At 64.2% G+C, this 24,383-nt stretch carries 22 protein-coding genes; 9 read left to right on the top strand and 13 right to left on the bottom strand.

Annotated elements, in window-relative coordinates; genetic code table 11:
• Positions 1–108: 108 nt before the first annotated feature.
• Both RT424_RS19415 and RT424_RS19410 read right to left on the bottom strand, forming a co-directional pair.
• Positions 109–1,305 (bottom strand): BamA/TamA family outer membrane protein, encoded by a 1,197-nt coding sequence (locus RT424_RS19415; protein ID WP_313441586.1) that lies wholly within the window; start codon positions 1,303–1,305, stop codon positions 109–111.
• A 46-nt stretch (positions 1,306–1,351) separates the two neighbouring features.
• Positions 1,352–2,362: a transporter gene (locus RT424_RS19410; RefSeq protein ID WP_313441584.1), complete on the bottom strand. Its 1,011-nt coding sequence runs from the start codon at positions 2,360–2,362 to the stop codon at positions 1,352–1,354.
• A 249-nt stretch (positions 2,363–2,611) separates the two neighbouring features.
• Between RT424_RS19410 and RT424_RS19405 the strand changes: the two genes are divergently transcribed.
• Together RT424_RS19405 and RT424_RS19400 are read left to right on the top strand one after the other, a co-directional pair.
• Positions 2,612–4,144 carry an arylsulfatase gene (locus RT424_RS19405; RefSeq protein ID WP_313441582.1) on the top strand — a complete coding sequence of 511 codons (1,533 nt, stop codon included), beginning with the start codon at positions 2,612–2,614 and terminating at the stop codon, positions 4,142–4,144.
• On the top strand, positions 4,144–5,040 hold the full coding sequence (locus RT424_RS19400) for a phosphatase PAP2 family protein (protein ID WP_313441580.1): 897 nt from the start codon (positions 4,144–4,146) through the stop codon (positions 5,038–5,040). Before RT424_RS19405 ends, RT424_RS19400 begins: the two co-directional genes overlap by 1 nt.
• Here the strand turns inward: RT424_RS19400 and ligD are convergent.
• From ligD to RT424_RS19365, 7 genes are all read right to left on the bottom strand, one after another.
• Positions 5,037–7,571: a DNA ligase D gene (gene ligD / locus RT424_RS19395; RefSeq protein WP_313441578.1), complete on the bottom strand. Its 2,535-nt coding sequence runs from the start codon at positions 7,569–7,571 to the stop codon at positions 5,037–5,039. The two genes, RT424_RS19400 and ligD, sit on opposite strands and share 4 nt — an antisense overlap.
• 16 nt (positions 7,572–7,587) lie before the next feature.
• Entirely contained in the window at positions 7,588–8,085 is a 498-nt protein-coding gene (locus RT424_RS19390; RefSeq protein WP_313441576.1) for an MgtC/SapB family protein, read from the bottom strand.
• A gap of 3 nt (positions 8,086–8,088) precedes the next feature.
• The gene (locus RT424_RS19385) at positions 8,089–9,084 is read right to left on the bottom strand and encodes a Ku protein (protein WP_313441574.1); all 996 of its coding nucleotides are present in this window, start codon (positions 9,082–9,084) and stop codon (positions 8,089–8,091) included.
• 93 nt (positions 9,085–9,177) lie between these two features.
• On the bottom strand, positions 9,178–9,489 hold the full coding sequence (locus RT424_RS19380) for a hypothetical protein (RefSeq protein WP_313441572.1): 312 nt from the start codon (positions 9,487–9,489) through the stop codon (positions 9,178–9,180).
• Between the two features lie 127 nt (positions 9,490–9,616).
• Positions 9,617–9,901, bottom strand: coding sequence for a DUF3325 domain-containing protein (locus RT424_RS19375; protein WP_313441570.1), 285 nt, complete (start codon positions 9,899–9,901; stop codon positions 9,617–9,619).
• Entirely contained in the window at positions 9,898–11,457 is a 1,560-nt protein-coding gene (locus tag RT424_RS19370; RefSeq protein WP_313441568.1) for a PepSY-associated TM helix domain-containing protein, read from the bottom strand. The genes RT424_RS19375 and RT424_RS19370 overlap by 4 nt, the downstream gene beginning before the upstream one ends.
• Entirely contained in the window at positions 11,454–11,792 is a 339-nt protein-coding gene (locus RT424_RS19365) for a hypothetical protein (RefSeq protein ID WP_313441566.1), read from the bottom strand. The genes RT424_RS19370 and RT424_RS19365 overlap by 4 nt, the downstream gene beginning before the upstream one ends.
• A gap of 291 nt (positions 11,793–12,083) precedes the next feature.
• On the opposite strand from RT424_RS19365, the gene RT424_RS19360 reads away from it, so the two are divergent.
• From RT424_RS19360 to RT424_RS19345, 4 genes are all read left to right on the top strand, one after another.
• Positions 12,084–12,599: an RNA polymerase sigma factor gene (locus tag RT424_RS19360; protein WP_313441564.1), complete on the top strand. Its 516-nt coding sequence runs from the start codon at positions 12,084–12,086 to the stop codon at positions 12,597–12,599.
• Positions 12,596–13,567: a FecR family protein gene (locus tag RT424_RS19355; protein WP_313441562.1), complete on the top strand. Its 972-nt coding sequence runs from the start codon at positions 12,596–12,598 to the stop codon at positions 13,565–13,567. The genes RT424_RS19360 and RT424_RS19355 overlap by 4 nt, the downstream gene beginning before the upstream one ends.
• 112 nt (positions 13,568–13,679) lie before the next feature.
• Positions 13,680–16,892 (top strand): TonB-dependent receptor, encoded by a 3,213-nt coding sequence (locus RT424_RS19350; RefSeq protein WP_313441560.1) that lies wholly within the window; start codon positions 13,680–13,682, stop codon positions 16,890–16,892.
• Between the two features lie 10 nt (positions 16,893–16,902).
• Complete coding sequence (locus tag RT424_RS19345) at positions 16,903–18,192, top strand: metallophosphoesterase family protein (protein ID WP_313441558.1); 1,290 nt, start codon at positions 16,903–16,905, stop codon at positions 18,190–18,192.
• 97 nt (positions 18,193–18,289) lie between these two features.
• Here RT424_RS19345 and RT424_RS19340 read toward each other — a convergent pair whose 3' ends face one another.
• The 4 genes from RT424_RS19340 to RT424_RS19325 all read right to left on the bottom strand — a co-directional run bounded on the left by RT424_RS19340 (position 18,290) and on the right by RT424_RS19325 (position 21,956).
• On the bottom strand, positions 18,290–19,333 hold the full coding sequence (locus RT424_RS19340) for a tyrosine-protein phosphatase (protein ID WP_313441556.1): 1,044 nt from the start codon (positions 19,331–19,333) through the stop codon (positions 18,290–18,292).
• A gap of 208 nt (positions 19,334–19,541) precedes the next feature.
• Positions 19,542–19,949, bottom strand: a complete 408-nt coding sequence (locus RT424_RS19335; protein WP_313441554.1) for a DoxX family protein — start codon at positions 19,947–19,949, stop codon at positions 19,542–19,544.
• 306 nt (positions 19,950–20,255) lie between these two features.
• The gene (locus RT424_RS19330) at positions 20,256–20,786 is read right to left on the bottom strand and encodes an AraC family transcriptional regulator (protein WP_313441552.1); all 531 of its coding nucleotides are present in this window, start codon (positions 20,784–20,786) and stop codon (positions 20,256–20,258) included.
• Positions 20,787–21,026: 240 nt separating this feature from the next.
• Positions 21,027–21,956, bottom strand: coding sequence for a LysR family transcriptional regulator (locus tag RT424_RS19325; protein WP_313441550.1), 930 nt, complete (start codon positions 21,954–21,956; stop codon positions 21,027–21,029).
• A 116-nt stretch (positions 21,957–22,072) separates the two neighbouring features.
• Here RT424_RS19325 and RT424_RS19320 point away from each other — a divergent pair, with 116 nt between their 5' ends.
• The 3 genes from RT424_RS19320 (at position 22,073) to RT424_RS19310 (ending at position 24,193) form a co-directional block, all read left to right on the top strand.
• Positions 22,073–22,771 (top strand): pirin family protein, encoded by a 699-nt coding sequence (locus RT424_RS19320; RefSeq protein WP_313441548.1) that lies wholly within the window; start codon positions 22,073–22,075, stop codon positions 22,769–22,771.
• Positions 22,772–22,899: 128 nt separating this feature from the next.
• On the top strand, positions 22,900–23,796 hold the full coding sequence (locus tag RT424_RS19315) for a pirin family protein (RefSeq protein WP_313441546.1): 897 nt from the start codon (positions 22,900–22,902) through the stop codon (positions 23,794–23,796).
• 13 nt (positions 23,797–23,809) lie between these two features.
• Positions 23,810–24,193 carry an OsmC family protein gene (locus tag RT424_RS19310; RefSeq protein ID WP_313441544.1) on the top strand — a complete coding sequence of 128 codons (384 nt, stop codon included), beginning with the start codon at positions 23,810–23,812 and terminating at the stop codon, positions 24,191–24,193.
• The last annotated feature ends 190 nt before the right edge of the window (positions 24,194–24,383 follow it).

Raw genomic sequence — 24,383 nt, 5'->3', positions numbered from 1 at the left:
GCGTGGCCGCCGTGGCGGGTATCGTCTTCAACATTTCGGGGATGAACTGAGTTATCGCCCAGCGCCGATGCCTCAAAAATCGCGTGCCGCGAATTTTCAGACAGCCCCTCAGAACACCTCGCCGATGCCGAAATAGATCGCCTGGGAGTCCCGTCCCATTGCGATGTCGAGGCGCAAGTTGGTACCCGTCGCGCGTGAGGCCTTGTAGCGAAGTCCCATCCCCACCGCGGGCAGGAACTTGCCGTCGTCCAGATCGCCCAGGCTGCCGGCAATCGTGCCTATCCCGCCGAACAGAACCGCGCCAAAGCTGGCGCTCAACTGCTGGCGCCACTCGACTTGCGCGGTGGCCATGGCGCGATCGCGGTAGCGGCCCATTTCGTAGCCGCGCAGATCGCCGCTCTGGCCGTACATGCACAAGTCGTAGAACGGGGCGCCTTTGGATACGGCGCAGACCCCGCCGTGAATCGCCAGGGTGCCGCTGGACGTCACCGGGAAGTAGGCATTGGCCGAAAGCTGCCAGGTGTCGTAGGAGAAATCGCTGCCCAACGCGTCCATGTTGAAGATGCCGACGAGCGTAACGTTGACGCCCTTGCGAGGAGCGAACTGGTTGTCGCGGCTGTCGAAAGTCACCGAAGGGCCGATTCCGGAGGTCTTGCTGTTCAGCAGGTTGCCGGGCAGGTTCAGGTCGGGGAACAGCGGATTTTCACGCTTAATGCGGGAATCCACATCCATGAAACGGTAACGCGCGCCGAAATAGAGGTTCTTTGCGATCTCGTACTGGCCTTCCGCAAGGATCATGGTTCCCCGGTCTTCCAGGTCCACCGAAATGTCGCGGTCGCCGGCGTTCGCGCCGATGCCGTAGAAGTTCATGTTGATGTCCGCATAGCCGCCGAACAGCAGAACCTTGAAGCGGTCTTCATCGAGCGCCATGCTGTGGACCGCGCCGGCGCCCCAGCTCTTGTTGGTGGTATAGAACGCGCCGCCGCCGGTTACCCAGGGCTGCTTGGAGCCATTTGGGTTATAGAACAGCACCCCCGCCAGGGTAATTCCCGCCCCGATCGTCGGGTTCGACATCGGAATGGGCACCACCAGGAGGTCCGGCTTCATTTTCTTGTCGGCGCCGCTCGGCTTTGCAGCTTGTTCATCGCCACCTTTTCCGTCGGTGGAGAGAGCAGTCGTTGCCGTAACGGTGTCGGTGGCGATCTGTTGAACCGGTCGTTCCTGGGCCTGCGCGGCGAGCGGGGCTAGCAGCGCCAGCGGCAAGAGTGGAAAGGCAACGGCGGTGGTGCGTGCCGACAGGAACATGTTTGGCTCTCCTCTCGCATGAAAGGCGCGGATCCGAGAAATCAAGTCAGTTCCCGGCGGTGGCGGGCGGGAACACCTTGAGCGGCAGGCTGAGACTGATCATGCCGGAGGTTCCCTCAGTTCGGCGCCGCGCATCGAATTCCTGGAACACGCGCACCCGCACGGAGGCAGGGCTTCTACCGAGGACCAGATTGTAGGCCGCCGTGGCCCCGATGGCGGCGACTCTGCCCTTGTTGGGCCCAAGCACGGCGCCTTCGCCGGTGTCTCCGCTGATCTGGTTGTAGTAATAGCCGAGAATCCCCGCGGAGAACTTCTCCGAAAACGTCTTCTCGGCTGCTGCCTCGATATGGAGATCGTTGCCGGAGTTGTACTGGGTGGCCTTGTTGAGGCCGTTGAAGGTCACCCCGGCCTTGGCGCTGATGTCCCATCCGGAATCGGTGTCATGCCAGCTTGCCGCCAGCGACGCGTCTCCCGCCCAGCGGTGGAACGAGATGTTGGCCAGTTCCCCCTCGCGATAGTGACCGACCGGGATGTTCACGAAGCCGCTGGCCTGAAGGTGGAACTTGTCCCACTTCCATCCGAGCGAGGCGTTGGCGATGGGATCGCCGATCGTCAGGGTGTTGTCGCTGCGAGAACGGACGATCGATTGTCCTCCCGGCCCCTCGACCGCTACCGAGGCGTTCACGAAGGGCGCCGCGACCGGCAGAGTGCCTCCGACCGCCAGCGTGCCGCCCAGAAAGTTCGTGGAAGGAACCCAGACCAGCGTGGTGAACTGCGCCGCGATGAAGGTATCCAGCCCCAGCGCGACATTGCCGCCGACGACCAGGCTCTTGTCCGCGTCGATGTCGCCGCCATAGAAAAACATGGTGTCGTCGATGAAGAAGCCTTCCACCGGTGGCTGCACCGCCGTCGCCGGACCGCCGGACCCCAGCAGGTAGATGCTGGCGCCGCCTTCCGAAGCCGATGCCGTCTGGCTGCCTGTGCCTGTGCCTGCGGCAAGGCCGCAAGCAAGAGCGAAGAACTTCCACGGAGAGTGCCGAGAATGAGCGAGGGCCATGCTTCCTCCTGACGTCTGACGGGCGGAAGAGTGCGACAGGTGGTCGAGCGGCTGAATCGGGAATTACCCCCGGATTGCGGAAAGCATGTCCGGTGGCTGATCGAAGGTGCCGCTCTGAAAATGCCCACCCGGGCATTTTCCAAACGAACTCTCAGGACAATAGCGGTGCCCCGCTCCGGGCAAACCCCAATGGCCGAATCGTCCCCGCTTGCAGACCATCCCGGCAACTTTTGCGAAAGGATGCCGACCATGCCGAGCAAGAAGCCGAACATTCTCGTGATCTGGGGCGACGACATCGGGATCAGCAACCTGAGTTGCTACACCGACGGGCTGATGGGCTATCGCACGCCCAACATCGATCGGCTTGCCAAGGAGGGCATGAAGTTCACCGACAGCTACGGCGAGCAGAGCTGCACGGCCGGGCGGTCCTCCTTCATCACCGGGCAAAGCGTGCTGCGTACCGGACTTTCCAAAGTGGGCATCCCCGCCGCGCCGATCGGCATGAACGATCAGACCGTCACCATCGCCGCGCTCCTCAAGGAGCAGGGCTATGCCACGGGGCAGTTCGGCAAGAACCACTTGGGCGACCTCAACCACATGCTGCCCACCAACCACGGTTTCGACGAGTTCTTCGGCAACCTCTATCATCTTAATGCCGAGGAAGAGCCGGAGATGGACCATTATCCCACGGATCCGCGTTTCAAGGAGCATTTCGGCCCGCGCGGCGTGATCCACAGCTGGGCGACGGAGGACGACGATCCCACCGAGCACGAGCGCTGGGGCAAGGTCGGCAAGCAGAAAATCGAGGATACCGGCCCGCTCACCAAGAAGCGCATGGAAACCTGCGACGACGAGTTCGTGGAAGCGGCGATCGACTTCATCAAGCGGCAGGAAGCGGACGACAAGCCGTGGTTCGTGTGGCTCAACACCACGCACATGCACATGTTCACGCACACCAAGCCGGAGAGCAAGGGACAGGCGGGGCGCTGGCAGTCGAATTACCACGACACCATGATCGACCATGACAAGAACGTCGGACAGGTGCTCGATTTCCTCGACGAGCTTGGCCTTTCCGACGACACGTTCGTGATGTATTCCACCGACAACGGTCCGCACCGCAATTCCTGGCCGGACGGCGGCATGACGCCGTTCCGCAGCGAGAAGAACACCAATTGGGAAGGCGCTTTCCGCATTCCCCTGATCGTGCGCTGGCCGGGCCAGGTGGAAGCCGGTTCCATCTCCAACGGGATCGTCCAGCACCACGACTGGCTCCCGACCTTCCTGGAAATGGCGGGCGAGCCTGAAATCGTGGAGAAGGTCAAGAAAGGCTACGATGCCATTGGAAGGACGTACAAGAACCACATCGACGGGGTCAGCCTGTTGAGCCACATTACCGGCAAGGAAGAGAAAAGCCCGCGCAATTTCTTTTTCTACATCAGCGATGACGGCGATATACTTGCGATGCGCTACGATAACTGGAAGCTGGTCTTCCTTGAGCAGCGCTGCAAGGGCACGATGCAGGTCTGGGCCGAGCCTTTCACCCGGTTGCGACTGCCCAAGCTGTTCAACCTTCGGACGGACCCATACGAGTTCGCGGACGTCACCTCGAACACCTATTACGACTGGTTCCTCTACAACGCCTATTTCATCTACGCGGCTCAGGCGGGCGCGGCGAAGTTTGCGGACACGTTCAAGGAGTTTCCGCCGGTGCAGCGCCCCAACAGCTTCACCATCGACGATGCGATATCCAAGATGGCCGATGCCGGCGCCGGCTCAAGCTGATGCCGAAGGGGCGCAACACGTTGCTGCTCTCCGGTCTGGTTTCCGCCGCCGTGATCGTCACGGCGGCAGTCCAGGCGCACGGCCAAGCGCACGGCCAGGTTCCGGTAGAACCCTCCATATCGGAACCGGGTTCTGCCGAGGCTGCTGCCGCGGCGGTGCCGAGCATCTCCACCAAACTGCCGCCTGGCATGCCCAAGGGCTATCTTCAACTCGGGCAGTTACCCGACAGCCTCGCCTTGCTGCCCCCGCCGCCGGCCGCCGGATCGGCTGCCTTCGCGCGGGACGAGGAAGCCAGCAAGGCCATGGCCCGACCGGCCGGAAGCCCCCGCTTCGTCCAGGCCGCCAGCGACGCCGATCTCAAGCCTCCGCACAGCTTCGGCGCTTTCGCCTGCGCGGCCGGGGTCACGCCCGATGCCAAGCTGACGCCGGCGCTTTACCGGGTCTTGGGCAAGGCGATGATCGATATCGGCCTTTCGACGTACAAGGCGAAGGATCACTATCGTCGCGTGCGGCCTTTCGTCGCTCACGGCAATGCCACCTGTTCACCGCAGGACGAAGCGGTGTTGCGCACCGATGGTTCCTATCCCTCGGGCCACAGCGCGCTGGGCTGGGGCTGGGCCCTGATCCTTGCCGAACTGCTGCCCGACAGAGCCGATGCGGTGCTCCAGCGAGGGCGCGATTTCGGTGACAGCCGACTCGTCTGCAACGTCCACTGGGCCAGCGATGTGGATGCCGGCCGGCTCATGGCCTCCGCCACGCTTGCGCGGCTCCACGCCGACCGCACTTTCCGGGCCGATCTGGATGCGGCACGCGCGGAACTGGCGAAAATCGGAGCATCACGGGCACCCGCGGAAGCCGCCTGCCGCAAGGAATCGATGGGCCTGCTGCTGCGCTAAAAGTCAGGAAGTCGCTGTTCCGCGAAGCCCCAGCCGCGCAGTTCGGTCGCCCGCTCGATCAGCTTATCGGCAGCGTCGATCGAGAAGGGGTGGGCATCCTTCATCTCGTCCAGTTCGTCCCAGGAGACCGGCACGGCTACCGGTGCGCCGGGCCGGGCTCGCGCGGAATAGGGCAGGACCGCAGTGCTGCCGCGCTGGTTGCGCAGCCAGTCGATGAAGATCTTGCCCTTGCGCTTCGCCTTGCTCATCGTCCCCACGAAACGGTCCGGTTCGGCGGTGCTCAGCGCTTGGGCAAAACGATGGGCGAAGTCCTTGTGCGTATCCCAGTCGTGACCCGGGGACAGCGGCACCACGACATGGACGCCCTTTCCGCCCGACAGCATGGCGAAGCTGATCAGGCCGATGTCGGATAGCTGGCGCCGCAAGTCCTGCGCGGCGCGGCGGCAATCCGCGAAATCCAGCCCTTCGTCGGGATCGAGATCGAAGATCATGCGGTCCGGCAGTTCTACGGCGTCCGCGCGCGATGCCCAGCCATGGAACTCGATGGTGCCCATCTGGACGCAGGCGACCAGCCCCTCGGCGTCGTTGAGGTAGAGGTAGTCTTCGCTGCCGCCATCTTTCTCGCGGATCGGAACGTGGAAAACGTGAGGGCCGAACGAGCCGCTGTCGTGCTTCTGGAAGAAGCATTTGCGGGCGCGGCCCTGCGGACAGCGCACGAGGCTGATCGGCCGGTTGGCCGCGAAAGGCAGCATCAGCGGCGCGACGGCGGCATAGTAGTCCGCCAGCTGGCCCTTGGTCTGGCCGCTTTCCGGGAAGATCACGCGCTCGCGGCTGGACACCGTAACGTCGATCTGCACTTTCGGGGCGCGCTTGGGCATTTCCGGTACAACCTCTTTAGCGGATTTGTCGCCGCGCAGGCCAAGGAAGCTGGCATGGCGCACGCGGCCCTCCGCAGTGAGTTCGGCGAAAGCGACTTCCGCGACGAGTTTCGGTGTTACCCAGCTTGCCCCGCGCGCCTCCGCGCCATCCACCTCGGCGGGGGCGGTCTTGCGTGCGAGCGGAGCGAGGCGTCCGGCCATGTCCTGTAACATGTCGCCGTCGAACCCCGTGCCCACCTTGCCGCGATAGACCAGTTTGCCGTCCTCGTGCTGCGCCAGCAGCAGCGAAGAGAACGGCCGACCCTTCGCCCGCGACCGGCTCCAGCCGATCACCACGAACTCCTGCCTGCGGGTGCATTTCACCTTGACCCAGTTTCGCGTGCGCCGTCCGGCATAGGGCGCATCGATGCGCTTGGCGATCACGCCTTCCTGGCCGGCCCGGCACATGGCTTCGAAAAGCTTCTCCCCGGCGCCGATCACATGGTCGGCAACGAACAGAGGCGGTGCGGCGTCCCCGAGCAGGGCTTCGAGCCGCTCCTTGCGCTCGATGTTGGGCAGCGAGGAGAGGTCTCGCCCATCGACTTCCAGCAAATCGAATGCGTGGAATTCGAAGGCGTCGCCGGGCTTCTGGCTGCCGTGGCCCCGCTTCAGCACCGCCTGCAGGCTGGAGAAGTTCGGATTGCCGTCAGGCCCGCGGGCGATGATCTCGCCGTCGATCAGGCAAGCGGGCAGGTCCAGCGCGGCGATCGTCTCCACGAGGGGCGCGAACTTGTCGCTCCAGTCCAGACCGCTGCGGGTATGAATGTGCACTCGATCGCCCGCTACGGCCGCAAGCGCGCGATAGCCGTCGAACTTGATTTCGTGCATCCACAAGTTGCCGTCGGGTACCGCATCGACGAGGGTGGCAAGCTGAAGGCTGCGGAACTTCGGCGGTGCCGCCTTGCGACGCGCGGCGGAGGTGTTTTGCGCCCCCTTCGCCCTCTTCTTCGCCGCACTGGAATTGTGCCGCGCCGCCTCTTCCATGGCGGCCGTGAAAGCCTTGCCCTTCTTGCCTGCGAGCGGCTGCGTGCCTTGCCTGTCTGCCGCGATTTCCGCCATCGTCCGGCCGGTCAACACGCTCGTCAGGCCCTCGTCCACCAGCCTGTCGCCCGAAACATCATGGGCATCGCTGACTTTTCGCAGCAGCCAGTTCTCGCGCTTTTCGCCCGGCCGTCCCTTCATCCGCACGAGCAGCCATTCGCCCTTCATCCGCTCTCCCTGGAGCGTGAAATGAAGGTGGCCTTCGTCCAGATCGCTTGCGCTCTTGCCGGCGATTGGCGCCCAGGTGCCCTCATCCCAGAGCATGACGGTGCCGCCGCCGTACTCGCCCTGCGGAATGCCACCTTCGAAACGGGCGTAGGAGAGGGGGTGATCTTCGGTGCGGACGGCGAGGCGCTTGTCGTCGGGATCGGCGCTCGGCCCCTTGGTCACCGCCCAGGATTTCAGCACGCCGTCCACTTCCAGGCGGAAATCCCAGTGAAGCCGCCGCGCGGCGTGCTTCTGGACGACGAAGCGATTGCCGGTGTCGCTGGTCTGGAGCTTGCCGGCAGGTTCCGCCGTCTTTGCGAAATCGCGCTTGCGGTTGTATTCGGCAAGCGGGCCAGGCTTGCTCATCGCTGAGACTCCTTGCTCATCGCGCACGCTCCTCGGGCAGGGGCTCGCGATCCGTCGGGTGGGTTCGGTCCCAGCGTTTCTCCACGAAATGCAGCATCGTCACCATGATGAGGCTGACCACCAGCCCGATCACTACCAGCGGCCATTGTCCGGCACCGCAGGCGATGCCGATGATCGCCGTCAGCCAGATGTTTGCCGCCGTGGTGAGGTTGCGCAGGCGTCCGCGAGAGAAGACGATCAGCCCGGCGCCGATGAAGCCGACGAAGGCCCCGGTGGCCTCGAAGATGCGAAGCGGATCCATGCGCGGGCCGTCCATCTGGAGATAGAGGGCGATGATGGAGGTGGTCATCGTCGCCGCCGCGACGCAAACCAGACCATGGGTGCGCAGTCCTGCGGGATGGCCTTTCCATTCCCGGTCAAGCCCCAACAGCAGGCCCACGACCGCCGCCGCTGCAAGCCGCAGCAGGACTTCGGAATCGATCGTATGGAGGGGGACCGCCGGATTGAGTTCCATGGCTCAGGCGCGCTTGCGGGAGCGGGCCGGAGCCTCGGCGGTTTTCTTCGCGGGCGGCTTCTTGCCCACCGCGCCCTTTTCCCCCGGCTTCTCGGCCGTCTTCCCGGCAGGTTTTCCGGCGGCCTTCTTGCCGGCGGTTTCCGGGGCCGAAGCCTTCTTCGCAGGCGCCTTGCGGGTGGTGCTTTTCGCAGGAGCGGCCCGGCTGCCGCTTTCGCCTACCGACTTCTTCAGCGCCGCCATCAGGTCGATCACGTTGCTGCGGCTGCCGCCGGAGGGCTCCTCCACGTCCTCCAGCACGCGCTTGTTGCTTTTCGACTTCGCCTTCTTGTCGATCAGGCGGTGAAGCGCGTCGATGTAGCGATCGTGGAACTCGGCCGGGTGGAAGGGCGCGCTCTTCTTCTCGATCAGCGTGGTGGCGAGGTCGAGCAGATCGGCGTCCGGTGCTTCGTCGCCGATCTCGCGGAAATAGCCCTGGGCCTTGTGGACCTCGTCGGCATAGCGCAGCACTTCCATCACCAGCCCGCGTCCGCAAGGCTTGATCGAGACGAGCTGCTCGCGGCCGCGCACCGCCAGCTGGCCAAGGCCGACCTTGCGGCTCTGGCGCAAGGCTTCGCGCAGGACGATGTAGGCTTCCTCGGCCAGATCGTCGGCCGGGATGATGAAGTAGGGTGTTTCGTAATAGAGGACGTCGATATCGCCGGCATCGACGAACTGAACCAGTTCCAGCGTCTTGCGGCTCTCGATCTTGACGGCTTCGATCTCTTCCTCGTCGAGCAGCACGTAGTTGCCCTTGGAGATCTCGTAACCCTTGATGATCTCATCGCGATCGACCGGCCCTACGCCCGGCGCGACCTTTTCATAGCGGATGCGCTTGCCGCTGGGCTCATGAATCTGGTGGAAGGAGATCGCGGCGCCGGACTTCGTGGCCGGGTAGACCTCGATCGGAATGGACACCAGGGCCAGCCTGATCTGTCCTTGCCAGTACGCGCGTGCCGCCATGACCCGTTCCTCCTCGCGCAGGAGAAAGGCACGGGCCTCCGGCTTGGTTCCCGGCGGGAGCGGCCAGTCGACTACGATTCAGTCGATTACTATTCAGTCGACTACGATGGCGCTGATGCGGTGGAAGAAGGGGTGATGCGGCGTGGCGCCATGGGCGACCTGGGTGAACATGCCGTCGCCCAGGTTGGGCAGCTTCGATTCGACGCCGCAGACTTCCTCGCCGCCGCGCACGTCGATATGCGCATGCAGTTTGCCGTCGAACTCCAGCCCCACGTCCACCGCCTGCGGGAACTCGGCGCGGAGCACCTCCAGCACGCGATTGAGACGGTCGGTCAGGGACTCTTCGGGGGAGGGCTGGGAAAGCGAGGAACCGTCGATCGAGTAGAGGGATGCATCCTTGCGCATGGGCGCCTCCTTGATAATCGCGAAGAGGTTGGTGCTGTTCGGCAAGCAGCTTACCTGTTTTCCCGTAACAGGGAACACGCAGTTTCCTCGGTCCGGCGCAAACGCCCTTTGGGGACTCGTTTCCGGCCTATCGCTTCCGCGAAGGCGCGGTCTTCCAGCACAGCCAGGCGACGTTGAGCCAGGCGCCCATGGTCAGCTGTCCGGCCCAGGCGACCAGGGCATAGCCGAAGCCGAAGGCCGCCGTATCGATGGCGAGGATCAGGGCCACGAGCGTCCAGCCTATCGCGCGTGCCAGCCCGGTTTCGCGTTGGCCGAGCGCGCGGCCGGTCAGATCCCGCTGGTGACGCTTCATGGACAGGGCGAGGGCGGCAAAGGCGCCGATCGCCAGAAGGACGCAGAGCAGGTGGATCATGCCGCTACCGCCTCCTGCGATTTACGGCGAATGGGCCTGGGGCCTTCCGCGCGCTTGCGGGCGGCGCGGCGCGCGCCTTTGGCGAAGCCGGCGGCCAGGAGCAGCATCACCAGATCGAACGATACGAACAGCCAGTCCCCAGCCAGCAGGCTCATCGGCAGCCCGCGCGAGGTGGTGACGCCGTTCACCAACGGAACCGCTGCGAAGAGCGCGGCGGTAAGGCCCAGCATTTCGGGCCAGGCGCGGGCCGAAGGACGCACCAGCGCCCAGGCGAGTACCGCGAGCCAGGCAAGGAACAGGCTGTCGATCTCGTGATCGGCGCGGTCCGCAAGTCCCAGCGGCAGCAGGCGGTTCGCCAGGAAGTAGGTGGCGATCCCGGCCGGGAAGCCGGCAATGGTGGCGATATTGAGCTTCTCGACCAGGCGGAAGCCGAAATGCGGGCGGTTGGGATCGGGCAGCTTCGTCCGGCGCTTCACCGTCCACAGCACGAGGCCGCTGCCGACCATGATCGTGCCGCCTAGTCCCGACAGGAAATAGAGCCAGCGCAGGCCGTATTCGGCGTAGCGACCGGCGTGGAGGCCGATCATCACGCTTTCCGTGGCGAGCGCGGGGCCCTTGGCCATGCTTTCGCTAACGGGCTGGCCGGTGACGCCGTTGAAGGAAACTTCCTCGCCCCGCGAACCGATTCCGCCTTCGGGAGCGCGGGTTATGGCGATCGTGGCGTTGGCGTCTCCGGGATTGGTGACGCGCACATAGCCGACGCGCTTGCCGTCCCACTGCGCCGAGGCCGACTGCATGATCGGGCCCAGTGCCGCCAGAGGCGCGGCTTCGCCGCTGCGCGCCACGTCCTCGCTCTTGCCGAAGACGGCTTCCTGATAGGTTGAGCGCTCGGCATAGTTCGCAGCGACGCCCCAGGGCATGTACATGATCGCCAGCGTGACCAGCCCGGTAAAAGTGATCATCAGGTGGAAGGGCAGGGCGATCACGGCCGTAACGTTATGCGCGTCCAGCCACGAGCGCTGGCCCTTGTTGAAGCGCAGCATGAAGAAGTCGGCGAAAATCTTCTTGTGGGTGATGATCCCGGACAGGATCGCCACCAGCATGAACATCGCGGCCACGCCCACGAGATAGCGGGCCCAGAGCACCGGCATGTAGTGCAGGTCGAAGTGGAAACGATAGAGGAAGAAGCCGCCGCGCGTCTCACGGGCGGAGACTTCCTTGCCGGACTGGTCCAGCACGGCGCTCGTCTCGCCGCGCTTGCCGGGGGAGCCGTCGCCGGGCTGCCAGAAGACCTGGGTGGTGGCGCTGCGGCTGTTCGGGGGGGAGATATACCAGCTGGCGGCATCCGGCGCGGTGCGCTGGAGGAAGCGGACGGCGCTTTCCGCCGAGCTGACGGGATCGGCGTCGCCCGTGACTTCGGGCTGCATCCAGCGAGTGATCTCGTCCTGGAAATAGGCCGAAGTGCCGGAGGCGAACATGGCGAACAGCAGCCAGCCGAGCAGCAGGCCCGTCCAGGTGTGGAGCAGCGCCATCGATTGGCGCAGACCTTCCTTCACAGCCGACCTCCCGTGCCGAGCGAAATCCAGAGAATACCGCCACTGACGGCCGAGATTGCGGCGAGCCAGAGCCACAGCCGCGAAATCGAGCGCAGGCCGAAGGCGAAAAGCGCGATCGTGGCGAAGATTGCGAAGGAAAGCAGCATCGCGGTGACGCTGGCTTCGGCTGGATTGACGGCAAGGCCATGCGCCAGAAGCCGGGCGAGGCAAGCCGTCAACAGCGACGTCACCAGATAGTTCGCCGGCACGGCCGCGACGATACGCGCGGTGACGTTCCAGCGGCCGATCCCGTTTCGCGCTTTCCCTGACTTGGCGGCACTACTGGCCATGCTCATTCACCCCTGAGAGCAAGATATTGCAAATCACTCGCAAAAATCGCCGGTAAATTCGAGGCGGCCCGGAGTCAATGGAGAACACTGCCTGGAGCACCGGAGGGAGCACTCCGGTAAGCGATGCCGGCAGGCTTTCTCGCGCCGTGGACGCCTTTTTCGGGTGCGCCGGGAACGCGGCATTTTCGTGGTGTCTCCCAAGCTTCCTCAAACCGTCACGGAGCATGCCTAGGGCGCCCTGCGCCGGACCAGAGACGGCGGGGCGCAGGGCGATAAAAAAACGTGCTTTCTAATGCCATGGATCGGCCGGCGGCTTCGCCGCAGGACTGGAACGACGTGAGGGCTACGCTCTTGCGCTACTTGCGCGCACGGGGCGCCGCGCCGGATATCGCCGACGATGTTGCGCAGGAAACGCTTGCGCGCCTGATTGCTCTGAGCCAGACGCAACAGATCGGCAGTCTTTTCGCACTGGCGTTCAGGATCGCGGACAACCTGATCGTCGATGCGAAACGCCGGGAGTTTCGCCAAGGCGGGGAGGTGGACGAGGAATGGGAAAGCGATGATCCCTCGCTGGACAGGATTCTCGATTCGCGCCGCGCTCTGGACGTGCTCTCGCGCTGCCTGCGACGAATGCCACCGCTACGCAGGGAAGTTCTCATTCGCAGACGCCTGAATCAGGAAAGCTGTCGTGCCATCGGCCAGGATCTTTCGATGACTGTGAAGGCGGTCGAGAAGCATATCACCCGCGGCCTGCTGGACTTGCGCGGCGCGCTCGAACGTGCGGGAGTCGATTTCTCGGTGCTCGGCGAATGAACGCGCAACATCAGGAATTCGACGCGATCGACCGCCAGGCCGCCCAGTGGGTGGACAGGATGAACCGTCCGCTCCACGACGCCGCAGTGGCGGCCGAATTCGACCGTTGGATCATGCAGGATCCGCGCCATGTGGAAAGCTACGCGCGCATGCAGGCGATGTGGCAGTCTGGCGGCTTGCAGCACGCTCTTGAAGATGCCGAAGCGGGGGGCGATTTCAGCCTGTCGCATGATGCCGAAGCACCCGGCTGGGCGGCCCAGGCGTGGAAGCAGTTCGCGGCCTTCGCGGCGGTGGCGCTTTGCCTTGTGGTGCTCGTCTCCATCGGCGCCCGCGCATTGGTGAGCGAATCGAGCTATGTCGCCGCGCGGGGCATATCGCGCGAGGCGGTTCTGCCCGACGGGTCGAAAGTGCGGATGAGCGGCGGCACCCGGATGAACGTGCGCATCACGCCCTGGTCTCGCGACGTGGCGCTGCTTAGCGGCGAAGCCTTCTTCGACGTGGCGCACGAGAAATTGCGCACGTTCTCGGTGGACACCGGCAATTCCAGCGTGACCGTGCTGGGTACTGCATTCGACATCGATCTGGTGGACAGGGAGACGCGCGTGGTGCGGGTCTACCGCGGGCTCGTCAGCGTGGATGCCGGCGCGGGTCGGCGTTGGCGGCTTCCTGCGGGCAGCGGCATCGAAGTCGGCGGCGATCGGGTGCGCAGCCTGGGCGAGGTTCGCGGCGATCACCCCGGATGGATCGACGGCTGGTTCGATGCCGACGACACTTCGGTGCTGCAACTGGTGCAGCGCCTCAATCGCGGCTCGGGCCTGCCGGTCGTGATGGCCGATCCGGGCCTGGGCGGCCTGCTGGTGACCGGCCGGTTTCAGACATCCGACCCCGAAATGGTGCTGGAGGCGTTGGCGGCTATTCACGACCTTCAGTGGCGCAAGGAACAGGCCCGCTACGTCCTGTCGCGATAGAACTGTCATCAGAATTACTTGATAACGACATGAAAATGTAAGAAAAAATATTTGTCGGGATCGGCCGGGTGCGCGCGTCTTCCCCCCGAATGCCTAATCCAACGGGGGATCTATGTTTCGTTCGAGTAAAGCACTGGCGCGGGTTTCCGCGCTGGCCATAGCGCTGGCAACGGTCGGGGGCGGCCTTGCCACGCCGGCAGCGCAAGCCGCGACCGCGCAATATACCTTTACCATCCCCGCGCAGGATCTGGGGCGTGCGCTCCAGGAATTCTCCCGCGTCACGGGCATGCAGGTGGCGGCTGCGCCGGATGCGGTGCGGGGGCGCCGCAGTGCTGCCGTTTCCGGCAAGATGAGCGCGCAGCAAGCGCTGTCGCAACTGGTGCGGGGGGCCAATGTCGATACGCGGGTGAGCGGCGGAACGGTGATCTTGAAGGCACGCGCCGCCGCCCGGCCACGTCCAGCGGCCGCGACTGCCGTGCCGCGCCGCGCCGCGCCGGTTGCCGCAGTCGTAGCGGTTGAAGATCCTGCCGGGGGCGGGGACAGCGAGATCGTCGTCACGGGCTATATCGAAGCGGTCCAGCGTTCGCTCGACATCAAGCGCAAGAACGACACCGTTTCCGATACCGTCAGCGCCGACGACATGGGCAAGCTGCCCGCCAACAACGTGTCCGAAGCGCTGGCCCGTCTGCCCGGCGTCAATGCCGTGCGCAGCCCGACCACCGGCGAGGGCGATCGTATCACCGTGCGCGGGCTCTCGACCGAGTTGAACAACTACTCGATCAACGGCGTGCGCCTGGGCGGCGCCGGGTCGCGGGACAACAACTTCTATCGCGGCGTGCGCCTTTCGGTGCTGCCGCCGGACGGCATCAAGCAAATCACCGTCTACAAGACCCTGACGCCCGACCGCGACGGCGATGCGCTGGGCGGCTCTGTCGATATTTCCACGCCCACGGCTTTCGACCAGACGCCCACTTACGCCCGTCTCTCGGTTGAGGGCGGCATGTTGGACAAGTACGATCACCGCAAGTCCGGCCAGGTCTCGGGCGCGCTCTCGCGTCAGTTCAACGAGCATTTCGGCATCTACGTCTCGGGCAACTGGAGCCGCCGCAAGTCGCAGTTCGAGCAGAACGGCGTCGACGGCGACAACCAGCCGGATACCTGGTACGACAATAGCGAGACGCTGGGCTGGGATCCCAACCGCTTCGTCATGCGCGGCATGAACCTGGGCTTCGGCGAGACCGACGTGAAGCGCTGGGGCGCCAACACCAGCATCGACTACCGCTCTGACGACCACGATTTCCATTTTCGCGGGCAGTACAACAAGTACCGCAAGGACGAATTCCTCAATCGCCTGAACTTCCGCAACGATACGTCCAAGAACTCGGCCCGCCTCTCGCAGGTGGACACCGACGACACCACGCTGCTCCAGCCCGACGACAACGTGACCGGCTATGATGCGAAGCTCGGCCGCATCTACGGTTACACCGCAGGCCAGATCGTGGACCGCGACGGCGACGGGCTGATCACCGATGCCGACCGTTCGACGCGTTCGTTCTACAGCCTCAACGGTGGCTCCGGCACCTGGGATCCGCAGGGCTTCCGCCTGCGCCGCTTCTGGGAAGGCTCGCGCGAGACAGGCAGCCTTGCTTCGGCCAACCTCGGCGGCGTTTCGCGCCTGGGCGAGGTGACGGTGGACTATGACGTGTCCTACTCGCAGTCCGAGGACAACCTCGACGACGGCTACACGCTGGAATTCCGCAGCGACAAGTACGGATGGCTGGGCAATCAGGGCGTGCTGTTCAGCAGTAGCGAGGATTCGCGCTTCCCCAAGTGGTTGCTCAACTCCGCCGGCCTGGCTGCCGTCCAGGATCCTTCGCAATACGACTTCAGCAGCCTCGAAGGCGAAGTGGGCGGCAGCAGCGAGAAGCTCTGGCAGGCGCAGTTCAACCTCGAATGGAAGCCGGTGGATTCCTGGGTGGAATCGTTCAAGACCGGCGCCAAGTTCTACAACTCGCGGCGCCGTACCTATCAGGGTTCGTTCCTGAACCTAGAGGCTGAAGGCACCCTGGCGGACTTTTCGCAATTCTACGGCAAGGACGTAAACAGCCTTTTCGGGGGCGCTTATAGCGGCCTCTATCGGCTGGGCACGACGATCGACAACCGCAAGATGCTGGCCGAACTCCAGCGCGCCGGGGACGGCGAAAGCGAGATATTCGACGGCTTCGCGGTCGATCCCAGCCAGGCCGAGCTTTCGAACGAGGACAGCTTCCGCTTCGAGGAGCGCGTGATCTCTGCCTATGCGATGGGCACGGCGCGTTTCGGCCGGGCGCAAGTGATCGCGGGCCTGCGCATGGAAGCGACGCGCAACACGATCGACGCCTGGAACATGGACCTGATCCAGGGCGAGCGGTTCGTTTCGGACAAGTCCAGTTTCGTCAACGTGCTGCCCTCGGTCCACGTCAACTACGAACTGGACGACCGCACCAAGCTGCGTGGCGCCGTCTGGACCAGCTTCGCCCGTCCCGACATCGCCCGCATGAGTTCGGCGCGCGAATACGGCTACGACACCGACCCCGATGGCGACGGCGAGGAAAACCCGATCTCGCAATGGGTGCTGACCTCGATCGCGCAGGGCAACCCGAACCTGAAGCCGATGCGCTCGCTCAACCTCGACATGTCGCTCGAGCACTATGCCGGCCGCACCGGCGCCTATTCGGTGGCGCTCTACTACAAGCACATCACCAACTTCCTGTTCCGCTCCTCCTCCAGCAACATCCGCGACGGGACGCTGGGCGAGAACGTCGACCCCGCAGGCGTGGCGATCTCCATGCCCAACAACGGCAAGACGGCGGAAGTCTACGGCATGGAAATCAGCGGCCAGCAGCTGCTGCACTGGTTGCCCGGCATCCTCGGCTCACTGGGTGTTGGCGGCAACCTGACCTTGCAGCGCTCCAGGGCCGTGACGGGGCTTACCTGGCACCCGGACGGCTACAAGCTGCCGCTGATGGAAACGCCGGAGACGATCGCCAACCTGCAACTGTTCTGGGAGCGCAAGGGCTGGGAAATCTACGGCGCGTGGAACTATCAGTCCAGATTCCTCGGCGGCATCCAGGACTTCGGCAACAATCCCTACGAGCAGGCCTATAGCTTCGTGGATCTGACCTTCCGCAAGACGTTCCTCAAGAAGTCCTCGGTCCAGCTTCAGGTCCAGAACCTCTTCGATTCGCATACCTACTGGGAAACCGTGTCCTCCGGGACAGGGGCAAGCCGCGCCTACATCAAGAACGGGCGCAGCATCACGCTCGGCCTGAACCTGATCTTCTGAGGATACTGCGATGACGATGAAGACCCGTATCCTGTCGGGGGCGCTGGCGTTTTGCCTGCCGCTCCCGGCACTCGCCGCCGATGCGCCTGCCCAGCAGCAGGAGCCGCTGGCACCTGCCACGGTCCGGCCCGAGCGCGTGATCCTGAACCTTACCGCCGATCCGGCGACCGAGATGGCCGTGACCTGGCGCTCGGCACCCGGCCTTGCGGGACAGGTTCAGTATGCGAAAGCGACGAACAGCCCCGACTTCGTGAAGGCGCCGCTGTCCGTGGCGGCCAAGACCGACGACGCCACTCTTGCCGTTCGTGAAGACCCGGCTTTCCGTGCCGCCTATCACGCGGCGGTGCTGACCGGACTCGAACCGGACACTGTCTACGCCTACCGCGTCGGTGCCTCCCGCGCGGGTGACGATGCGCAGTGGTCGGAATGGTTCCAGTTCCGCACGGCCGCGCGCGAGGCGAAGCCGTTCCGCTTCATCTACATGGGCGACATGCAGAACCAGATCCTGTCGGAAGCCTCGCGCACCTTGCGCATGGCCTTCCGCCAGGCGGGCGACGCGGCGTTCACGATCCACGCGGGCGACCTGATCAACCGGCATGACAGTGATGCGGAGTGGGGGGAATGGTTCGCTTCGGGCGGCTTCCTCTATGCCCAGACACCGCAGATGCCGACGCCGGGCAACCACGAATACGTGCGGGACGAGGCGGCGCGCGCCGGATCGTCGATCAACGGCCAGTGGCGCCGTCAGTTCACTTTGCCCGAGAATGGCCCTGCCGAGGTGCCCGCCAGCCGGGAAACCAGCTGGTACACCGACTATCAGGGCCTGCGCCTGATCTCGATCGATTCGATGCAGGTCGATCGTGATGAGACCGCCCGCAAGGCCATCGTGAAGTGGCTGGATGGCCTGCTGGCGAAGAATCCCAGCCGCTGGACGGTCCTGTTCCTGCACTTCCCGCTGTTCTCCAGCGAGCCGGGGCGAGACAATCCCAAGGTGCGCGCGGCGCTGAAACCCCTTATCGATAAGTACCACGTCGATCTCGTGCTCCAGGGCCACGATCACGGCTACGCGCGAGGAGCCATCGGCAAGGACGGCCCCGCTGCCGACGATGCCGGCACGACTTATGCGGTGTCGGTCGCCGGGCCCAAGATGTACGATGTCGGCAGCTTGCCCTGGGCGCGCAAGTCGGCCTCGCGTACGCAGGCCTATCAGGTGATCGACGTCAGCCAGGGCGAACTCAGCTATCGCGCCTATACCGCCACTGGCGAACCTCTCGACGCGGTAACCTTGCGCAAGCCCTGACAGCCTTCAACGCGGCCACCTTCGAATTGCGACCCGAATGACGGCTCGTTCCGCCCGCTCGGCCTGATCGGTCGGGCGGGCGCTTTGGCATATCGGGTCAATCCAGCATCGTCTGGCGCAGTTTGGCGATATCGGCATCGGTCAGGCCGACCTTCTGCTTCAGATAGCCTTCCGATCCGCCATACTGCTGGTCGAGATAGGTGAAGAACTGCGCGAGGTGCGAAGCGCCGCCCTTGGTGTAGAGCGGCTCGGCCTTCGGCGGCTGGCCGTCGGCGCGCGCGGCATAGTACTTGAGAATGGGGTTGTTGGGGTAGGCGGCGGGATCGACCTTGGGCATCTCCCACTGCGGGCGCCGCAGCTCGGTCGAGCGGTGATAGTCCTTCAGGATCGTTTCGCGATCGACGCCCAGCACGTCGTAGATCAGGGCCGTGGCGATGCCGGTGCGGTCCTGTCCGGCCGAGCAGTGATAGACCACCGCGCCCTCGTTCGCGAGCAGGCGATTGAACAGCGCGCGAAACTGCGGGACGAGCATCAGCTCCATGCCTTTGTACATGTTCTCGCCGCCGCTCTTGGCCATGTCCTGGAACAGCGGCTTGATCGAATAGTCGTTGGCGAGGAACAGCGCGCCGGTGCGGTCGTCCAGCATGTCAGGCGCGACTTCGCGTTCTTCGATCGAGCGGAGGTCCACGATCGCGCCAAGGTCGAGCTGGCCCAGCAGCGCATAGTCGGCATCGGTCAGCAAGGGCATCGCGCCGGAACGGAAGGCCTTGTCCCACTTCACCGTGCGGCCATCCTTGGTGACATAGCCGCCGATGTCGCGGAAGTTGCTGCCCTGCTGAAGGGGCAGCACGCGTTCGGCCACCACGGTGGTCTTGCCGTTCTTGCCTTTGAGGATGACGTAGCGCCGCTCATTGGCCGGGATCGGCAGCTTCAACGCGGCGGCCGTGCTGGCAGTTGCGACGCGCTGGTCGCCCTTGTCCAGCACGGGATCGCTGCTGATCCATACGCCGACTGGGGCGGTTTCCATGCGCGCAAGCTCTACCGTTGCATCGTCTAGGCGGGTGAGTGTTGCCAGTTCACGCGCCATGGCGGGTGTGGCTGTGAGCGCCGCGAAAAGGAAGACGGGGGCGAGCTTGCGCATGTGGCGGGATCCTTGATGTAACTGACGTTCGGGCGGTTAAAACGGATGTATGTATCCTTTGTGACAAACGTCCAGTCAATTGAACTCGATTTCATCGTGATCAGGATCGCTGTGGTGAATTTTGTAGAACGAATGTATCTGTTCCGAGATGTACGAAAAAGGGCCGCCTTTCGGCAGCCCTTCGTCGTTTCAGGTTGAGAAGGCGTGTTCAGTCGCGACCTTTGCCGAAGGCGACGATCTGAAGCAGGCCGCCCGCCATTGCCACGTTCTTGAAGAAATGGATGAACTGGTTCTGGTCGCCCAGTTGCGCGTGGAAGAAGACCGCCGTCGCCAGGCTGAACAGGGCCAGCACCGCAGCGACGCTGCGCAGGCGATAGCCGGAGATCAGCAGTACGCCGCCAATCACTTCCACCGCGACGGCACCGGCCAGGGCGACTGCGGGGAGGGGGAGCCCGACAGAGGCGATATAGGCCATCGTACCGGCTGGGTCGGAGATCTTGGAAAGGCCGCTGAGAATGAAGATGGCGGCAATCAGGATGCGGCCGGCCAGGGGCAGGAGGCGGACAAGACCCTTGTCGGCGGCGATCGGGGCGACATTCAGAGTAGCGGTGTTCATGACGATTTCCTTGCTCGAAAGAGGGGCTCGGTTGGTCACGAACCCTCGATGTCCAAGGATTTGCCGCAGAAACTGGATTTCAAAAATCCCGATAAATTCACCGCAACCGTTCGAGGAAACAGAAAAGCGCCGGGCGGAAGGAAGGGGGGACTGGCGGCTTAGCGGGGGAGGGAATCCGCCAGTCCCCAAGTGAGTCCGGCCGCGCCGAAGCGCGTCGAACGTGGTCCCGGCTCGATGGTCGGCGGGCTCTCGATATTCAGATAGAGGGACGGCACGGGCGAGCCGCTGCCACGCGCTTCGGGCACTTCAGGCCGCGCGCGGCCGCCATCGGGTGCGCCAGGCCTTCGGGGTGCTGCCCACGATCCGTCGGAACAGGCGGGTCAGATGCGCCTGGTCGGTCAGGCCGCAGGTGCAGGCGATTTCGGACAGTGTATCCTCGGTATGCAGCATGAGGCTTTGCGCGCGGCGAATGCGCTGGCGAATGACGTAGGCATGCGGAGGCTCGCCGACACTGGTCTTGAAGGCGCGACAGAAATGTCCGGTGCTCAGCCGCGCAACGGTGGCGAGATCGTAGCAGGGCAGCGCGTGGCCGAGATTTTCATCGATGTGTCGGATGACCTTGCGCAGTTGCCATCCCGCCAGCCCCCCTCTTGCAGAAACCTCTCCCTCCTGCGGGGTGAGAGGCGTTCCCGGCAGGAGAGGCGCATTTGCGCATTGCGAGCGGGGTGAAGCGGGGCCGGCCGGGTGCGGACAAGGCGGCGGTGAGATGGTGGTATAAGTATGGTCCGGAATCTGACCCGTATTTGTCGTTGTCGTGCTCAACGCGTCATGAAGCATGATCAACTCTCCAAACCGTCGACTGATTCGACCGGGGGATCGAACCAGTCGCGACACTGGTAAAAATCGCGATGTCGGGGTTTGTCGCATAGTAATTGGCTGTGACAAACCGATTCTTCATTGGATTCGATATAACGCGTCAATGACGTATCAAGATTGCAGTGATGCTTCTGTGTAAGGGGAATGACTTTTTACTATAAGGGGATGGCCGATTTCCCTATTCTCGTCATCGCAATCGGATCAGATATCCGGAAGCTCGCCCAGGCCGGTGTCGAGCGCGCACTGGGCCACGAACTTGTCGAGCAGCCAGGCCGCAGCCGGGCCGGGCGGGGTGTCGCGCCGCCAGATGCCGCCGAAGCGGTAGATGCCGCCGGGGTGATCGGGCATGGAGAGGCGGATGAGCGTGCCGGAAACCAGGTCGGCCTCGATCATTGGTAGCGGCATGTTGCCCCAGCCGATCCCCTGCCGCAGCAGCGCGTGCTTGGCGCCAAGGTCGGCAAGGCGCCAGGTCTTGGGGCTCATGACCGAGAAGTCCTTGCCCTCGGTGAAGCGCGAACGGTCGCTGAGCACCAACTGCGTATACTCGCGCCCCGCGCCGGGCGGGATCAGGTCCATCCGGCCCAGCGGATGGTCGGGGGCGGCCACCGGCACCATCGCCACCGAGCCCACGGATACGCTTTCCAGCCCCCCCACGCCTGCGAACAGAGGGCCGGACACCCCGATCACGGCGGTCCCGTCGAGCACCATGGATGTGATCGCGCCAAGAGCCTCGACATGGAGGCGAAGCTGCACGGTTGGAAACTCGGCCGCGAAGGCGCGCAGGATCACGCCGAGACGTTCGGCCGGGAACATGACGTCCACGGCCAGATCGATTTCGGCCTCGAGCCCGTCGAGCAGGCCCTTCACTTTGGCGCGCAGGCCGTCGATGCCTTCCGCGACGCCGCGCGCCTCGGACAGCACGGCCCGCCCGGCGGTCGTCAGCTGCGGCTTGCGGGTGCCCTCGCGCTCGAACAGCAGGACGCCGAGCTGGGCTTCGAGATTGGCGATGCCATAGCTGATGACGGAGACCGCGCGGTTCAGCTTGCGCCCAGCGGCGGCGAAACTGCCGGTGTCGACGATGGCCAGGAAGATGCGAAGCTGGTCCAAGGTCGGCGTACCGGGGTTACTCACTTTTCAATCTCCTAGAACAGTCAGGTCGATTTTATCCCTCTGAACTTGAAATGAGGGCAAGTCTATATGGGTTTCAACAGGACGGCATCCCACTCTGCCGCCCCCGGAGACAGGACATGATCGAACTTCGCCCTTATGACAGCCTCGGCGGCGCCAACCACGGCTGGCTCGACGCCAAGCACCACTTCTCGTTCGCCGGATACCACGATCCGGCCCGCGTCCACTGGGGCAACCTGCGCGTCTGGAACGACGATGCGATCGCCCCGCAGACCGGTTTCCCGCCGCACCCGCACCGCGACATGGAAATCATCACCTATGTTCGCGAAGGCGCGATCACCCACCAGGACAACCTGGGCAACAAGGGTCGTACCGAGGCCGGAGACGTCCAGGTGATGAGCGCCGGCACCGGCATCACCCACTCGGAATACAACCTTGAGGATGTGACGACGAAGATCTTCCAGATCTGGATCATCCCGACCCGCGACGGCGAGGAGCCCAGCTGGGGCGCCAAGCCCTTCCCCAAGGGCGACCGTTCGGGCCAGTTTGTGACGCTCGCCTCGGGCTACGAGAACGACAACGACGCCCTGCCGATCCGCACCAATGCCCGCGTCGTGGGCGCCACGCTCAAGGCTGGTGAAACCGCCGAGTACCCGCTGGGCAAGGACCGCAAGGCCTACCTCGTTCCCGCTATCGGTGCGGTGCAGATCGAAGACGTCCGCGCCAATGCCCGTGACGGCGTGGCGATCAGCGACCTCGACGTGCTGCGGGTCACCGCGATCGAGGATAGCGAGATCGTTCTGGTCGACGCTGCTTGACGTAAGAACCGGGAGCGGGCGGAAATCCGTCCGCTCCCCAATCTCCCAGATTGCATTTTCCCTTATCGGCGCCGACTTTCTTCCCCGGCGCTCAATCGCACAAAAGAAGCGCAAGGAAGGATTGCCCCATGACCGTCCATTCATCCGATATCGAAGGCGTAGACCTCGTCGTTCTTCCCCCCGTCCGCGATCTTGGAGACGGCTTCCAGGTCCGCCGCGCGCTGCCCACCGCGCAGCGCCGCATGGTCGGCCCCTTCATCTTCTTCGACCAGATGGGCGAGGCGGTGTTCCGCAGCGGCGAAGGCCTCGACGTGCGCCCGCATCCGCACATCGGCCTCTCCACGCTGACCTACCTTGTCGAAGGCGAGATATTCCACCGCGATTCGCTCGGCTCGGCCCAGGCCATCCGCCCCGGCGAGGTCAACTGGATGACGGCGGGCAGCGGCATCGTCCATTCCGAGCGCACCTCTCCCGAAGTCCGGGCCAGCGGCGGCAAGCTGTTCGGTCTCCAGACCTGGATCGCGCTGCCCAAGGAAGCGGAAGAGATCGCCCCGGCCTTCGCCCATCACAAGGCCGACGAGATTCCCTTTACCGAAGACGCCGGAACCCGGCTGACGGTGATCGCAGGCACCTCCGACGGTCTGATTTCGCCGCTCAAGACCTACTCCGACATGGTCTATGCCGATATCGTCATGCTCGACGGCGCGCGCTACCAGGTGAAAGCCGAGCACGTCGAACGCGCCATCTATGTGGTCGGCGGCGAAGTCGAAGTGGAAGGGCAGACCGGCAGCTTCAAGGAGACCGAACTCGTGATCTTCAAGCCAGGCGCCGAAGTGATCCTGAGGGCCAAGGGCGGCACCCGCCTGATGCTGCTGGGCGGCGAACCGCTGCCGGAAAAGCGCCACATCTTCTGGAACTTCGTCTCCTCCTCGCTCGACCGTATCGAGCAGGCCAAGGAAGACTGGAAGGAACAGCGCTTCGCCCGCGTGCCCGAAGAGCACGAATTCATCCCCCTTCCGGCCTGAGGAGCAACAGACCATGGCACATGGAACCGCCCATATCGGCGAGACCCCCTGGCGCACCGAGATCATGGTTGGTGGCCACGCGATTACCGCCGACGAACCGGAAGCACTGGGCGGGCAGGGTGCCGGACCGGCGCCCTACGACCTGCTGCTGGCCAGTCTCGGCGCCTGCACCGCGATCACGCTGAAGATGTATGCGGCGCGCAAGGGCTGGCCGCTGATTTCGGTGGACGTGGATCTTCGGCTCAAGGGTTCGAAAGAGGAGATGCGGATCGAGCGAAAGCTCTCGATCGTCGGGTTGGATGACGAGCAGAAAGCCCGGCTTGCGGATATCGCCGAGCGGACGCCGGTGACTTTGACGTTGAAGTCGGGACTGGGGATCGAGACGGAGCTGGTTTGAAGGGGAAGAGGAAGTCCTGGGGGATGATCCCCCAGACCCTCGGAATGTCAGCGTCGCGCGCTGTTTGGCCGTTTCGCACTCCCTGCGGCGCAGCCAATACGTTTCCCGACGCAGCCATGAGCGAACAACGGATAGGTAGGGCGCGACCTCCACATTCCCGGGGGTGCAGGGGGGCTATGCTCCCCTGCTT

Source organism: Novosphingobium sp., from assembly GCF_032093395.1.
Taxonomy (GTDB): Bacteria; Pseudomonadota; Alphaproteobacteria; order Sphingomonadales; family Sphingomonadaceae; genus Novosphingobium.
Note: the sequence above shows the minus strand (reverse complement) of the source record. Positions and strands in the feature narration are given on the sequence as shown.

Excerpts from the sequence above, each read along its gene's own strand:
- RT424_RS19415 (WP_313441586.1), bottom strand. The coding sequence starts at position 1,305 with ATGTTCCTGTCGGCACGCACCACCGCCGTTGCCTTTCCACTCTTGCCG.
- RT424_RS19410 (WP_313441584.1), bottom strand. The coding sequence starts at position 2,362 with ATGGCCCTCGCTCATTCTCGGCACTCTCCGTGGAAGTTCTTCGCTCTT.
- RT424_RS19405 (WP_313441582.1), top strand. The coding sequence starts at position 2,612 with ATGCCGAGCAAGAAGCCGAACATTCTCGTGATCTGGGGCGACGACATC.
- RT424_RS19400 (WP_313441580.1), top strand. The coding sequence starts at position 4,144 with ATGCCGAAGGGGCGCAACACGTTGCTGCTCTCCGGTCTGGTTTCCGCC.
- ligD (WP_313441578.1), bottom strand. The coding sequence starts at position 7,571 with ATGAGCAAGCCTGGCCCGCTTGCCGAATACAACCGCAAGCGCGATTTC.
- RT424_RS19390 (WP_313441576.1), bottom strand. The coding sequence starts at position 8,085 with ATGGAACTCAATCCGGCGGTCCCCCTCCATACGATCGATTCCGAAGTC.
- RT424_RS19385 (WP_313441574.1), bottom strand. The coding sequence starts at position 9,084 with ATGGCGGCACGCGCGTACTGGCAAGGACAGATCAGGCTGGCCCTGGTG.
- RT424_RS19380 (WP_313441572.1), bottom strand. The coding sequence starts at position 9,489 with ATGCGCAAGGATGCATCCCTCTACTCGATCGACGGTTCCTCGCTTTCC.
- RT424_RS19375 (WP_313441570.1), bottom strand. The coding sequence starts at position 9,901 with ATGATCCACCTGCTCTGCGTCCTTCTGGCGATCGGCGCCTTTGCCGCC.
- RT424_RS19365 (WP_313441566.1), bottom strand. The coding sequence starts at position 11,792 with ATGAGCATGGCCAGTAGTGCCGCCAAGTCAGGGAAAGCGCGAAACGGG.
- RT424_RS19360 (WP_313441564.1), top strand. The coding sequence starts at position 12,084 with ATGGATCGGCCGGCGGCTTCGCCGCAGGACTGGAACGACGTGAGGGCT.
- RT424_RS19355 (WP_313441562.1), top strand. The coding sequence starts at position 12,596 with ATGAACGCGCAACATCAGGAATTCGACGCGATCGACCGCCAGGCCGCC.
- RT424_RS19350 (WP_313441560.1), top strand. The coding sequence starts at position 13,680 with ATGTTTCGTTCGAGTAAAGCACTGGCGCGGGTTTCCGCGCTGGCCATA.
- RT424_RS19345 (WP_313441558.1), top strand. The coding sequence starts at position 16,903 with ATGACGATGAAGACCCGTATCCTGTCGGGGGCGCTGGCGTTTTGCCTG.
- RT424_RS19340 (WP_313441556.1), bottom strand. The coding sequence starts at position 19,333 with ATGCGCAAGCTCGCCCCCGTCTTCCTTTTCGCGGCGCTCACAGCCACA.
- RT424_RS19335 (WP_313441554.1), bottom strand. The coding sequence starts at position 19,949 with ATGAACACCGCTACTCTGAATGTCGCCCCGATCGCCGCCGACAAGGGT.
- RT424_RS19330 (WP_313441552.1), bottom strand. The coding sequence starts at position 20,786 with ATGCTTCATGACGCGTTGAGCACGACAACGACAAATACGGGTCAGATT.
- RT424_RS19320 (WP_313441548.1), top strand. The coding sequence starts at position 22,073 with ATGATCGAACTTCGCCCTTATGACAGCCTCGGCGGCGCCAACCACGGC.
- RT424_RS19315 (WP_313441546.1), top strand. The coding sequence starts at position 22,900 with ATGACCGTCCATTCATCCGATATCGAAGGCGTAGACCTCGTCGTTCTT.
- RT424_RS19310 (WP_313441544.1), top strand. The coding sequence starts at position 23,810 with ATGGCACATGGAACCGCCCATATCGGCGAGACCCCCTGGCGCACCGAG.